Below are 12,936 nucleotides of genomic sequence, written 5' to 3'. Positions count from 1 at the left end.
GCCGTCGCGGGAATGACGTTTAATTCTGTACAGTAAAATTTAATTTCTAAGTAAAAGGGATTTAGGCAAAGCCGCCAAGTTATTTTTAATAGGAGCATAGCTTGCCTATGTGACTTTTAAAAATAACGCCGACAATGCAGCATAAATTATTTTTACGACGAAATTTAGTGTTCGCGAGTTTGGTGGAACTTAATATCAGGATGGCGCTCTTGCGCTAAGCTTAAGTTCACCATCGTTGGAGCAATATACGTTAAATTATCGCCGCCATCTAAAGCTAGATTATCATAGGCTTTCTTCTGGAATTGTTCCAAAGTACGCTCGTCATCACAAGTACACCAGCGCGCCGTAGCCACGCTAATCGTTTCATAAATAGCATCTACGTTGTATTCGGTTTTTAACCGTTGAACAACAACTTCAAATTGAAGTACACCAACGGCGCCAACAATCATATCGTTTGAGTTAAACGGCCTAAATACTTGTACAGCACCTTCTTCAGATAACTGAATAAGGCCTTTTTGTAATTGTTTGGCTTTTAATGGGTCTTTTAAACGAATGCGGCGGAACATTTCAGGTGCGAAATTTGGTATGCCGGTAAATTTCATTTCTTCACCTTGAGTAAAGGTGTCACCAATTTGAATACTGCCGTGGTTATGTAAACCAATAATATCCCCAGCAAAAGCTTCTTCTACGTTTGCACGATCACCCGCCATAAAGGTTACCGCATCGGCAATTTTAACATCTTTACCAATACGAACCTGGCGCATTTTCATGCCTTTCGAATACTTACCAGACACAATACGCATGAAAGCGATACGATCACGGTGTTTAGGATCCATGTTTGCTTGAATTTTGAAAACAAACCCTGAGAATTTTTCTTCAGTAGCTTTTACATCGCGACCATTCGTTTGACGAGGTAATGGGGTAGGTGCCCATTTAGTTAAACCATCTAGCATATGGTCTACACCAAAGTTACCTAATGCTGTACCGAAGAACACCGGTGTTAAATCACCAGCTAAGAACTCATCTAAGTCAAATTCGTGAGAAGCACCAATAACAAGCTCTAATTCCTCACGTAAGTCGTCAGCGTAATGACCGATTTCTGTGTCGAGTTCAGGGTTATCTAACCCTTTAATAATGCGTTTTTCTTGAATTGTGTGACCTTGACCTGTTTGGTATAACACGGTTTCATCAGTCAAAATGTTATATACACCTTTAAATTCTTTACCCATGCCTATTGGCCAAGTAATCGGTGCACACTTTATTTTAAGTACGTCTTCTACTTCATCCATGACTTCCATTGGGTCACGTGTATCACGGTCCATTTTGTTCATGAAGGTAATGATTGGCGTATCACGCAAACGCGTTACTTCCATAAGTTTAATGGTACGATCCTCAACACCTTTGGCGGTATCAATAACCATTAAACATGAATCTACTGCAGTTAATGTACGATAAGTATCTTCTGAGAAGTCTTCGTGGCCTGGCGTATCAAGCAAGTTAACTAAACAATCGTTATATGGAAACTGCATGACAGAGGTGGTGATAGAAATACCACGATCTTTTTCCATTTCCATCCAGTCAGATTTTGCGTGCTGTCCTGACTTTTTGCCTTTTACAGTACCGGCTTTTTGAAGCGCTTGACCAAATAAAAGAACTTTTTCTGTGATGGTTGTTTTACCCGCATCTGGATGCGAGATAATGGCAAAGGTACGACGGAGATCGACTTCTTGCTGTTGTACAGACATGCTAGTTACCTGTTAATGCGAATACGAAAAAATAAAGCGCGACATTATACCTAAAACCTTGGCGTCATTCAGTAATTATTCTCTAACTTTTTTATATTTATTTTATTTCAATTGGCCTAGTGATGGTCAACGTAAAAACTGCACAAGAAAAACGACGAATCTTTCATCGTTTTTGTCAGTTCCATCTATACTTAATACTGGGCTCGTGACCATAGAAAAAGCGGACAGGGGGAAAATTGATTACACCAAAATTTCCAGACAATGAATTAGAGCGATTGCAAACTTTGCACGCATTGAAAATTCTTGATACTGAACCCGAAGAACGTTTTGACCGACTGACGCGCATGGCCAAGCGTCTGTTTAACGTGCCGATCGCTTTGGTTAGTTTAGTTGATGACAATCGCCAATGGTTTAAATCTTGTTTTGGCTTGCCTGTTCGTGAAACTAGACGTGACATTTCTTTTTGTGGACACGCTATTTTGTATGACGCTTGTTTAATTGTCGAAGACGCCACCAAAGACGAACGTTTTGCCAATAATCCTATTGTGACGGCAGATCCAAATATTCGGTTTTATGCTGGATACCCGTTAAAAGGTATTAATGGTTCTCGTTTGGGAACCTTTTGTATTATTGACGATAAGCCACGCAAGCTGAGTGACGAAGATCTCAAGGCTTTCGAAGATCTTGCTGTGTTAGCTGAGCGTGAATTAGAAGCGGTGCAAACATCAACTTTAGATGAACTTACTGGTATCACGAATCGACGTGGCTTCAATACCTTGTCAAACTTTAGTTTTCAAATGTGCAAACGCCATCATTTGGAACTATCGCTCGTTTATTTCGATTTAGACCGGTTTAAGGTCATTAATGATACCCATGGTCATTTGGTCGGTGATAACGTTCTTATTACTTTTAGCCGTATTTTGTCTCGTGAACTACGAGAGTCTGATATTTTTGCTCGCATGGGCGGCGATGAATTTGCCGTGCTCTTTACCAATACTAGCCGAAAAGATGCTGAATTCATTTTAGAACGCTTTCAAGAAAAACTAGATGACTTTAATAAGCGGTCACAAGCCCCTTATCAAATAGAGTTTTCATACGGCATTGTTAGTTTAAATTCAAAAGTTCACCATTGCATTGAAGCCTTGATTGAAGATGCAGACCAGCATATGTATGAGCATAAACATCAACAGGACAAAACGTAACTCTACCGATGAATAATCTCCTTGACTTTATTGATTACAGGTGTAATCTTTAATTTAAGATTACATTTGTAATAGTTGAAGGCATGATTGAAATCAGTAAAGCAGAATTTGAAGTTTTAAACGTTATTTGGCAACAACACCCTCTTAGCGCTGCAGAAATTGTTGAGCGTTTAAATGAAGAACGTCAGTGGCATGAAAAAACCGTTAAAACACTACTTAATCGACTCGTGAAGAAAGAAGCCCTGGGCTTTGAAAAAGAACAACGTCGATATCTTTACTACCCATTAATCGAACGAGAGAGCTATCAAGAGCAAGAAAGCTCATCGCTAGTTCAGCGACTATTCAGTGGTAAGTTGTCGCCGTTGGTGGCGGGCTTTGCTAAGCATAATCAACTAGAAAAGGAAGATGTTGAGTCATTAAAGGCATTGATCAGCTCTTGGGAGAAAGAGAATGATTGATTGGCTAATCGAAGCAATAATTCCCTTTAGTGTACTTGCTAGCGTTTTGGTACTTGCTAGGGTACTACTATTACCATTGGTTGGTAGCCAAACGTACTACCGCTTGTATTTATTTTTGCCACTATCTCTAATTTTACCACTCATCAATATTCCCAACTGGCTATTAACGCCGGATTCTTCATTACAAGTACAAAAGGTGTTAGTGGTCGCTAATGAGCAGTTACATAGGTATTCAATTTATGATTTGGCTTTTTACTTGTGGCTCACTGGTTTTTGTCTTTTTGTCGGCTATTTGTTGATTAATCACTTGGTACTAATTCAACGTGCAAAACGATGGCAACCCATTGCTATTGAAGGTTTTAAGGTTGAAGGCTTACATATTAGGCAAAGTGATGATGTGTTTAGTCCTATGCTCATTGGCCTTATTAAACCGATGTTAGTGATTCCTGAAGAATTTAATCAGCATTTTTCAAAGGAGCAGCAAACCCTGATCCTTGAACACGAACTCTGTCATTATCAACGTAATGACCTAGTCTGGAATGCATTTGCGCTAATATTATTAGCAATAATGTGGTTTCACCCCTTGGCATGGTTAGCTTTTCGCTATTATCGCCGTGACCAAGAACTTTCCTGTGATGAAACTGTGTTGGCGCGCAAACACACAAACTGCAGGATCAACTACAGTAAAGCCTTAGTCACAGCAGCACAATTAACTGTACCTATTGGTTTTGCTCAATTGTCCTTTAAAGAATATGGAGATAAAAACGTGATGTTTGAACGTATACAGTTTATAAAAGATAACCCAAAAGGCTCAGTGTTAATATCACTGGTTGTCATAGGCGCTTTTTTAATGAGTTTGTCAGCAATGAGTTTTGCTGGCCCTAATCAGGCCGTTCAAGGGAAAAAGGCTGAGCACATTATGCCGATAAAGCGTATTGAGCCTAAATACCCAAAAGCTGCTGTAGAGCAAAAGTTAGAAGGCTCTGTAGTGTTGAAGTTTGACATTACGTCATCAGGTGATGTTGATAATGTTTCAGTTATTAAAGCAACCCCTGCGGGCGTCTTTGATAAGAGTGCTAAAGTGGCATTGAAGCAGTGGCAGTACCAAGCATCTAATGCGGGTATGAAGAATGCGCTAGTTCAATTAGATTTTGCCTTGTCAAAATCGTCTGAATTAGCCTTTAAACAAGTCGAGCAAATTAAGGTGACGCGCGACTAGTTGTTGTAGGAGCCTATTGGTTGAGCGAAAGGCTGTGTTTTGCAAAATGCTTGTTTGCTTAGCTAAATTTGTTAAAACGCCGGGAAATATCAGCGAGTTCATCATGGCTTATGGTGCTTTCCTGCGTTTTTTTATCGTTAGGTGCTACTTGATTAAGTTGCTCTGAAAGTATCGCAGCACAAGTTGCCTGACTATGAGGGGTAATCTCCGCTAGTTTAAAAATCGCTTGTTCTGCTACCCAACGAGCGCTTGCAACATGGCTTTGTTGAAAAGCATTTTTACTGTATGTTTTGTGAGAACCCATGGTTAACTCCAATGTTGATTGTAGCTTAATCATATTAGTGGGGCGTTATATTATCTTTAGTAAAATAGTAATGGTTTGTTAAACCTTGTAAATTCATCACTAATTTTGAATGAATAGCATTTTTACTTACATTAACGTCTTCCCTGTCTATCAATTTCCATTCGATGATTTCTAAAAATATTAGGCTTGGTTTGGCGAACAATGAGCGCTAGCAAGCCTCATGTGGAAGAAACGCTTTTGTGGGGCAGTAGCGAAAAGGGAAATTAGGTGTTCATTATTACGGTTTCCGACAGTTTTAATGGTTAGTAGATAACAGGAACGCAGGAATTTAGAGCGGTTGTTATTGCAGGAACAGTTAACTACAAGAAATAGTAAGATGACGTTAAATCACTTAGCCAAGGCTGCTATTTTGATTCATCAGTCATAGATGCGGCTTCTGTGACTATTGAAAAGGGCACCGTAATTTATTTGCGTGATAATGATAAAATAGTGGTAGCACCAAATAAAAGCTGATTAAGAACAAAGGGAGGCTTCCCTTTGTGCTCTATTGAACGTTAATGCTTCTTAAATTGTGCCATCAACTTTTCGAGATCTTGCGAAAGACCTTGTAAGGTTTGAGTTTCATCAGCATATTTCTGTACCATTTCACGATTATCTACTGCTGTAGACGTAAACTCATCCATATTGGCGTTGATATCCGTTAAGGTAATAGATTGCTCTTCTGTTGCCGTCGCAACAATGTGAGACGTATTGGTAATCTTATGTGTTAACTCGACACTTTTTAACAGATCTTGACGTGCTTTTTCAATTGATGCTGAGGTGTGTTTAGATTGCTCGATAACCCCCTCAATTTCAGAAGAGGCAGATGCCGAAGAAGCTCGTAAGGTTTCCATAATCCCCTGTATTTGTGTTGTTGACGTCGCTGTTTGCGCCGCCAAGTTTCGCACTTCATCGGCAACGACAGAAAAACCTCTGCCATGTTCACCAGCGCGAGCGGCTTCAATAGCTGCATTTAGTGCCAGTAAGTTAGTTTGAGCAGAAATAGTCTCAATAGCTGACAGTGCATTGGCAATGGTTTCAGTATTTACGGTGAGCGAATTAATTACTGTAGCGATATCATTAATTTTTTCCGCAAGGTTGCTAATGTCATTATCTGTTTGCTCAATAACTTGTTGGACATGAGATTCATTTGTTTGAATGTTAGTTGCGATATCTGAAGCTTCCAACGCGTTTTTCGCGATCTCAGATACCGTTTCACCAATTTGGCTGAGCGCGGTTGAGATATGTTGAGTATTTTCATCACTAGTAATTGAACCGCTGATACTTGTATTTGCATCATTATTTAGTTTTACAGCAATATCGTGCAGCTTTTGGCTATTTTCCTCTACCTGAACAAATACAGCTGCTAATTTACTAATAAATTGATTGTAACCTTTTGCTACCGCAATCATTTCTTGTTGGCCTTTTTCAGGCAGTCTGTGGGAAATGTTTGCTTGTCCTCGACCTAATTCTTGGAACATTGTCGCAAGTTGTGCAATAGGTTGTGTAATGCTGTTTGTAATGAAATAAGCCAGTACAAAAGCGATAAGTATAATGACAAGCATCGTGAGCATGATTTGCTGGCGAGCTTCATCTATCGCGTGGAATATTTCAGAACGTGGTACTTGGGCAACAACAAACCAGTTTGCACTATCGATATGGCTTGAGGCTACCAGTAGATCCTGCTCAAATAGGCTTTCTGCTAAGTTGAAGTCAGTTTGATTGAGTAAGCTATCAACATTAGTTTTGTATATCTCATTGATAGACTTACCGATGAGTGATTTGTTGCGATGAAGTTGGATAACGCCATTGCCGTCAACTAAATATACAAAACCTGTTTCCTCTATTTTGAACGAGTTGAGGAGCTCTGCCATCGCTTCAAATGACTTGGCGATACCGGATAAGCCAGCACCTTGTAGCTGTTGATAATTAATAAATACATCAATTTTATTTGAATTAGGGTAGTGATATAAACTAGCACTCGTCTGCTTAGCGCTGTCACGGTATGCGTAAAACCAGCCATCAATATTGTCATTTTTTAATTGGCGTAAGAAACCATCTTGGTTCCAATACATCGCTGATTGTCTGTCGGCAAATGAGGCTGCACTTAAGTCAAAGGTTTGTGTAATGTCTTTAAGTTTTTGCACTAATTGCGCTTCACCGGCTTTAGAACGGCCATTTTCGTTCCAGTCTAAAATAAAGCTATCAGTGGCTAGTTGAGTTGAAATGACCAACATTTCAGATATTTCATTGTTAATTTGAGCACTAACGTTTTGCACCGTAGATGGAATTTCGGAGCCTAGCATACGTTCTTCAACCACGGAACGAGCACTAAGTTGACCAAACGTACCGATAAGTATGGCTGTTAGCAATACCAGACTAATCAGAGAGATAAAAATTTTATTTCGGATAGAGAGGATTTTCATCATTAAACCTGGGAGCCATAATGTTGTTCAATAATTTTAACAAATACTTAACGTAACGCTTGCTACAAATTATAATCATTGATAGCAAAATGTGCGTAGGCTGCGCATATTAGGAGGATATAGTAATTTTTCAAGTGAATTTTAACGCTAGGCAATAGTTAATAAATCTAACTACTTGCCGCAGTTAACCTAGATTTTTACGCATTATGATTGCGTCTTCGTAACCTATTGCTTTCGGGTAATAGCCAGTTCGTCGCCCTGTTTCTACATAACCGTGATTGATATAGAGCATTTGTGCACTGATATTGCTTGAACGTACTTCTAAAAATAGTGTTAAACAGTCGAGTTTTTTTGCATGGCTAAGGTATTGGTTTAATAACGCTTTTCCGTATCCATTACCTTGCTGTTCAGGTGCAACACAAATATCCATTAAGGTAGAGTCACCGACAACATTATCAGCAATATAAAAGCCTATTATCTTATTGTTTAGTTTTGCGACAGCGCCAAAGTAGCGTCCGCCAATACAACTGCGCATTAACTTTTCATTCCATGGATGAGAGTGACACGCTTGTTCGATAGGCATAATAGCCTCTACCGAAGCTTGATTAAGGTCTGTAAATGCTAGTGTCATGTGCGAAGTTCGTTAATGGTTTGCCAGAGCTGGCGTTTCAACTGACTAGATTGTTTAATATCATCTAGCGAGGGTGTTACCAGCAATTGGTCTTGATAATAACACGTGTTTTCTTGGCTAAATTGCCAGTTAATTAAGCCTAAATCAATATGGCCAGAGACCAGCTGGTGTTGGTCTGTATCAATATTCATTGCCATTAAGATATCTTGAAATAATTGCGTTTGAACAAGTTGTTCATAGTCGATTTTTGAAATTTCAGCGTAACTAACGTGTTTTTGCTTAGTTGACGTTTTAGCTTGCCATAGGTCTATGCCAATTTCGTTTAAAATATCGTATTGTCTTTGTGAAATTGTCATTAAGGCTACTGCATCAAACAAAAGGAATTCTATAGTAACGAAATATATAAGGGATGCAAAGAAGGAAGAATGGCAGGGGTAGAGAGATTCGAACTCCCAACCGTCGGTTTTGGAGACCGCTGTTCTACCAATTGGAACTATACCCCTGCAACAAGCGAGCATTATACGTATGCTTTTAAAAAGGTAAAGAGTAAATTTACGAATTTTTACCGTTCGCTTATTTTATATCCACTCCCATCGTTTTTTCTGTCTTTTTGCGTTGTTTTTCACCAGTAAGCTTTTATACGGTATTACCTCTAACTACTTAAGGTAATGGTGGCAAAAACGCATTTCTGTCGGGTACGGGAATACGTCTTCAATAACTCCGTTTGCCACGTTACTTTGTGCTTGTTGCCAATAAGGCGCGGAAAGTAAATCTTCATGGTGTTTTTTAAATAATGTTTTATAGGTTGGGTTGGCTAATGCAAAAATCGCTAATTCTTCTGGAAAAACATCGCCAGGATTAACCGTATACCAAGGTTCTGAGGCATATATTTGTTCTTCTGTTTTTGGCTCTGGCTTTGTTCTAAAGCAGACTTCATCCATATAGGTTATTTCATCATAATCGTAAAAGATAACGCGACCATGGCGTGTTACGCCAAAGTTTTTTAATAGCATGTCGCCTGGAAAGATGTCAGCTGCAATCAGTTGCTTTATTGCTTGCCCGTAGCCAAACAGTGCGTCTTCTTGTTCTTTTTCATTTGCATCAGCTAAGAAAAGATTTAGTGGTGTCATTCTGCGTTCAATGTACATATGCTGTATAACGACAAGATCATCTTCAAATCGAACAATAGAAGGTGCAACCGTTAATAGTTCATCAAGTAATTCTTGGCTAAAACGAGACTTTGGAAAAGCGACTTCTGAATATTCCATGGTGTCTGCCATGCGGCCGACACGATCATGGAGTTTTACCAGACGGTATTTTTCTTTTACTTCGGCTTTTGTTACGCTTTTTGAAGGCGAAAATTTATCTTTAATTATTTTAAATACATAAGGGTAGGACGGTAATGTGAATACAGACATCACCATGCCTTTAATACCTGGTGCCAAAATAAGCTGATCATCGCTACTTGATAAATGATTAAGGAAATCGCGATAGAACTGTGTTTTACCCTGTTTGTGATAACCAATAGCCGAATAGAGTTCAGCTTTTGTTTTATGTGGGATCAGCTTTTTCAAAAATGCCACAAGTGCATACGGGTGTTGGCAATCGACAAAAAAGTACGCACGAGCAAAACCAAATATCACTGCCATTTCCTCGCTGGCACTTAACATGGCATCTAACACAATGCCGCCATGTTCATTATTAACTAAGGCAAGAATAAAAGGCGTTTCTCCACCTGGCGAATTTACTTTTCCGATAATGTAAGCGCCTTTGTTCCGATAAAAGACAAAGTCGAGAATATCGAAAGACATTTGTTTTGGTGTGTAATGAGTTTTCTTTGATTGTTGATAAAATTGCTCAATTAAAATATCAACGTCTCTGGTTAGGTTTTCGTATGCGATATCAAATTGTGGCTTTGCTAAAATATCGTAAATGGTTTGTTTTAAACCTTTTTCGTCAGGATAGTAGCGCGTGTATAACTGTGCAGCTGCGACTGGTTGGCTTTTACTGGCTGTCGTTTGTACAAAAATATAGTCGTTGTTGTAATATTTACGCTCAAATAAATGACAAAAAATTGAATTATAAAAACTCTCAGCTAAATCAGGCTGTGGGTGTTTTTCTAGCATTTCAACATAAGCAAGTTTTACATTTTGCCAAAGTTGGCAATCTAACTGCTCTATTTCAAAGTCCTGCTTTAGCGTAAAGAGGGTTTCGGTAACACGTTTATCGTAAAAGTCGGTTCGCTGTTTTGCGGCTAAATGCACGTCTTGCCATTGGCATTGTTCAAATCGCTGCTTTGCGCTGCGGGTTATTTCAGTAAATAGAAAAATATGGCGTTCAAAGCCATTAAGGATGGTTTTGGCAATGGCGTAGGCTAGATTATTCATAACAACTCGATATCAACCGTTTATAGATTCAACCTAAAGCCTATTAAACTGCTTAGCAAGGCGAAAAGTTATTTAATGAATAGCAAGTATAACAGTTACTTATTAAACGTTATTTAGTCGATTAGATTTTTGTGAATAAATAGGTGCTTTTTACATGACAGTTTATTGCGTAAAAGTAACACTTTTATCTTGCTATTATCTACTGCTAACACTAGACTAGCGCACGATTTTAACTTGTCAAAAAACTAGTAAAAAACCAATGCGTGTAGCTGATTTTTCATTTGATTTACCTGAACATTTAATTGCTCGTTATCCAAAAGCTCAACGAACGGCTAGCCGGTTAATGGCGTTAGATGGCAATACCGGCGATATTTCACATCAAACATTCCCTGATGTGTTGTCACATTTAGCACCTGGCGATTTATTGGTTTTCAATAATACGCGCGTTATTCCTGCACGTATGTTCGGTCAAAAAGCGAGCGGTGGAAAGCTTGAAGTATTGGTTGAACGCATTTTAGATGAGCATAGTGTATTAGCGCACGTCCGTTGCAGTAAGTCTCCCAAACCTGGCTCAGAGATCATTTTAGAAGGTGAAGTGAATGTCACCATGGTTGCACGTCACGATGCGCTTTTTGAACTGAAATTTAATCATGATGAAAATGTACTAAACATTCTAGAGCGCATTGGTCATATGCCGTTGCCGCCATACATTGACCGTCCTGACGAAGACAGTGACAAAGAACGCTATCAAACGGTTTACAATGAAAAACCAGGCGCGGTTGCTGCGCCAACGGCAGGATTGCATTTTGATGATGAGTTACTAGAAAAAATTAAGGCTAAAGGTGTTGAGCTTGCCTTTGTTACTTTGCATGTGGGCGCTGGTACGTTTCAAACTGTAAAGGTCGACGACGTAAAAGACCATGTTATGCATGCTGAATATGTGGAAGTAAGCGAACAAGTTGTTGAGCAAATCAAACAAACCAAAGCGCGAGGTGGACGCATTATTGCTGTTGGCACTACGTCAGTTCGTTCGTTAGAAAGTGCAGCAAAAAGCGCATTAGATGCAGGTACTGAGCTAGCACCTTATTACCAAGACACCAGTATCTTTATTACGCCAGGATACAATTGGCAGTTGGTTGATGGTTTAATCACGAACTTCCACCTGTCTGAATCAACTTTATTAATGCTGGTAAGTGCCTTTTCAGGCTACGAGCATATTATGGCGGCCTATAAGGAAGCGGTAGCAAATGAATATCGTTTCTTTAGTTATGGCGATGCCATGTTTTTAACACGTAAAACACTATCATTAGTGTAGCCAATTACCATCAGCCTGTTTCGCTGGTAGGTTAAGGAAAGAAACATGAAATATGAATTGATCACTACCGACGGTAAAGCACGTCGTGGTCGTTTAACATTTGACCGCGGCACGGTAGAAACCCCTGCGTTTATGCCTGTAGGTACTTACGGTACAGTTAAAGGTATGAAAACTGAAGAAGTGGAAGAAATAGGCGCAGAAATTATTCTGGGTAATACCTTCCATTTAATGCTTCGTCCAGGTACCGATATTATTGAACAACATGGCGATTTGCATGACTTTATTAATTGGGATAAACCTATCTTAACTGACTCAGGTGGTTTCCAAGTATTTAGTTTAGGGAAAATGCGTAAAATCACTGAAGAAGGCGTAAAGTTTAGCTCGCCTGTCAACGGTGAAAAAATTATGCTGACACCCGAGCGATCAATGGAAGTTCAGCGCAAACTAGGTTCAGATATTGTGATGATATTTGATGAATGTACGCCTTATCCAGCAACTCACCAAGAAGCAAAAGACTCAATGGAGCTTTCGCTGCGTTGGGCTCAACGTTCTAAAGATGCTCATAAAGGCAATAAAAATGCGTTATTTGGCATCGTGCAAGGTGGTATGTATGAAGACTTGCGTGAAATTTCTGCCAAAGGCCTAAAAAGTATTGAATTTGATGGCTATGCCATTGGTGGTTTGTCGGTGGGTGAACCAAAAGAAGATATGATTCGCATTTTAGATCATACAACCCCCTTGATTCCGGAAAATAAACCCCGATATCTAATGGGAGTTGGTAAGCCTGAAGACCTAGTGGAAGGCGTGCGTCGTGGTATCGACATGTTTGATTGTGTGATGCCAACGAGAAACGCACGAAATGGTCATTTATTTGTGACAGACGGTGTGGTGAAAATTCGCAATGCTCGTCATAAAACAGATAATGGCCCATTAGATCCGCAGTGTGATTGCTACACTTGTAAGAACTATTCTCGTGCATATTTACATCATTTAGATAAGTGTAACGAAATTTTAGGATCACAATTGAATACCATTCATAACCTACGCTTTTATCAACGTGTTATGAAAGGTTTGCGTGATGCGATAGAGCAAGGTAAATTGGACGGATTTGTCGAAGAATTCTATGCCTTGCGTGGTTTGCCTGTGCCGCCATTAGCAGGTCAAGAGAAAACATAATTTAACGTTTAATAGAAGTATAAGAAGAGGAAAC

At 39.3% G+C, this 12,936-nt stretch carries 11 protein-coding genes and 1 tRNA gene; 5 read left to right on the top strand and 7 right to left on the bottom strand.

Translation table 11 applies throughout. From position 1 onward, the window contains the following. Positions 1-164 precede the first annotated feature (164 nt). The gene (prfC, locus tag QQK02_RS04110) at positions 165-1,745 is read right to left on the bottom strand and encodes a peptide chain release factor 3 (protein ID WP_284206684.1); all 1,581 of its coding nucleotides are present in this window, start codon (positions 1,743-1,745) and stop codon (positions 165-167) included. Between the two features lie 236 nt (positions 1,746-1,981). Here prfC and QQK02_RS04105 point away from each other — a divergent pair, with 236 nt between their 5' ends. The 3 genes from QQK02_RS04105 (at position 1,982) to QQK02_RS04095 (ending at position 4,624) form a co-directional block, all read left to right on the top strand. Beyond that, the gene (locus tag QQK02_RS04105; RefSeq protein WP_284206683.1) at positions 1,982-2,947 is read left to right on the top strand and encodes a sensor domain-containing diguanylate cyclase; all 966 of its coding nucleotides are present in this window, start codon (positions 1,982-1,984) and stop codon (positions 2,945-2,947) included. Between the two features lie 83 nt (positions 2,948-3,030). Next, a complete protein-coding gene (locus QQK02_RS04100; RefSeq protein WP_284206682.1) occupies positions 3,031-3,405 on the top strand; it encodes a BlaI/MecI/CopY family transcriptional regulator in 375 nt (124 codons plus the stop codon). Next, positions 3,398-4,624, top strand: a complete 1,227-nt coding sequence (locus QQK02_RS04095; RefSeq protein WP_284206681.1) for a M56 family metallopeptidase — start codon at positions 3,398-3,400, stop codon at positions 4,622-4,624. Before QQK02_RS04100 ends, QQK02_RS04095 begins: the two co-directional genes overlap by 8 nt. Positions 4,625-4,682: 58 nt before the next feature. On the opposite strand, the gene QQK02_RS04090 is transcribed toward QQK02_RS04095, so the two are convergent. The 6 genes from QQK02_RS04090 to aceK form a co-directional block, all read right to left on the bottom strand. After that, on the bottom strand, positions 4,683-4,928 hold the full coding sequence (locus tag QQK02_RS04090; protein WP_284206680.1) for a hypothetical protein: 246 nt from the start codon (positions 4,926-4,928) through the stop codon (positions 4,683-4,685). A gap of 554 nt (positions 4,929-5,482) precedes the next feature. Next, positions 5,483-7,396, bottom strand: a complete 1,914-nt coding sequence (locus QQK02_RS04085; RefSeq protein ID WP_284206679.1) for a methyl-accepting chemotaxis protein — start codon at positions 7,394-7,396, stop codon at positions 5,483-5,485. A gap of 181 nt (positions 7,397-7,577) precedes the next feature. Continuing rightward, a complete protein-coding gene (rimI, locus tag QQK02_RS04080; protein ID WP_284206678.1) occupies positions 7,578-8,024 on the bottom strand; it encodes a ribosomal protein S18-alanine N-acetyltransferase in 447 nt (148 codons plus the stop codon). Then, positions 8,021-8,380, bottom strand: coding sequence for a DNA polymerase III subunit psi (locus tag QQK02_RS04075; RefSeq protein ID WP_284206677.1), 360 nt, complete (start codon positions 8,378-8,380; stop codon positions 8,021-8,023). The genes rimI and QQK02_RS04075 overlap by 4 nt, the downstream gene beginning before the upstream one ends. A gap of 70 nt (positions 8,381-8,450) precedes the next feature. Continuing rightward, positions 8,451-8,527, bottom strand: a tRNA-Trp gene (locus QQK02_RS04070). A 153-nt stretch (positions 8,528-8,680) separates the two neighbouring features. Then, complete coding sequence (gene aceK, locus QQK02_RS04065) at positions 8,681-10,411, bottom strand: bifunctional isocitrate dehydrogenase kinase/phosphatase (protein ID WP_284206676.1); 1,731 nt, start codon at positions 10,409-10,411, stop codon at positions 8,681-8,683. A 259-nt stretch (positions 10,412-10,670) separates the two neighbouring features. Here aceK and queA point away from each other — a divergent pair, with 259 nt between their 5' ends. Both queA and tgt read left to right on the top strand, forming a co-directional pair. Further along, a complete protein-coding gene (gene queA, locus QQK02_RS04060) occupies positions 10,671-11,726 on the top strand; it encodes a tRNA preQ1(34) S-adenosylmethionine ribosyltransferase-isomerase QueA (protein ID WP_284206675.1) in 1,056 nt (351 codons plus the stop codon). A 45-nt stretch (positions 11,727-11,771) separates the two neighbouring features. Further along, positions 11,772-12,902 (top strand): tRNA guanosine(34) transglycosylase Tgt, encoded by a 1,131-nt coding sequence (gene tgt / locus QQK02_RS04055; protein ID WP_284206674.1) that lies wholly within the window; start codon positions 11,772-11,774, stop codon positions 12,900-12,902. Positions 12,903-12,936: the final 34 nt, after the last annotated feature.

This window comes from Thalassotalea eurytherma, assembly GCF_030161415.1.
GTDB lineage: Bacteria > Pseudomonadota > Gammaproteobacteria > Enterobacterales > Alteromonadaceae > Thalassotalea_G > Thalassotalea_G eurytherma.
This window is presented reverse-complemented; position numbering and strand designations above follow the sequence as displayed.

Excerpts from the sequence above, each read along its gene's own strand:
- prfC (WP_284206684.1), bottom strand. The coding sequence starts at position 1,745 with ATGTCTGTACAACAGCAAGAAGTCGATCTCCGTCGTACCTTTGCCATT.
- QQK02_RS04100 (WP_284206682.1), top strand. The coding sequence starts at position 3,031 with ATGATTGAAATCAGTAAAGCAGAATTTGAAGTTTTAAACGTTATTTGG.
- QQK02_RS04095 (WP_284206681.1), top strand. The coding sequence starts at position 3,398 with ATGATTGATTGGCTAATCGAAGCAATAATTCCCTTTAGTGTACTTGCT.
- QQK02_RS04090 (WP_284206680.1), bottom strand. The coding sequence starts at position 4,928 with ATGGGTTCTCACAAAACATACAGTAAAAATGCTTTTCAACAAAGCCAT.
- QQK02_RS04085 (WP_284206679.1), bottom strand. The coding sequence starts at position 7,396 with ATGATGAAAATCCTCTCTATCCGAAATAAAATTTTTATCTCTCTGATT.
- rimI (WP_284206678.1), bottom strand. The coding sequence starts at position 8,024 with ATGACACTAGCATTTACAGACCTTAATCAAGCTTCGGTAGAGGCTATT.
- QQK02_RS04075 (WP_284206677.1), bottom strand. The coding sequence starts at position 8,380 with ATGACAATTTCACAAAGACAATACGATATTTTAAACGAAATTGGCATA.
- aceK (WP_284206676.1), bottom strand. The coding sequence starts at position 10,411 with ATGAATAATCTAGCCTACGCCATTGCCAAAACCATCCTTAATGGCTTT.
- queA (WP_284206675.1), top strand. The coding sequence starts at position 10,671 with ATGCGTGTAGCTGATTTTTCATTTGATTTACCTGAACATTTAATTGCT.
- tgt (WP_284206674.1), top strand. The coding sequence starts at position 11,772 with ATGAAATATGAATTGATCACTACCGACGGTAAAGCACGTCGTGGTCGT.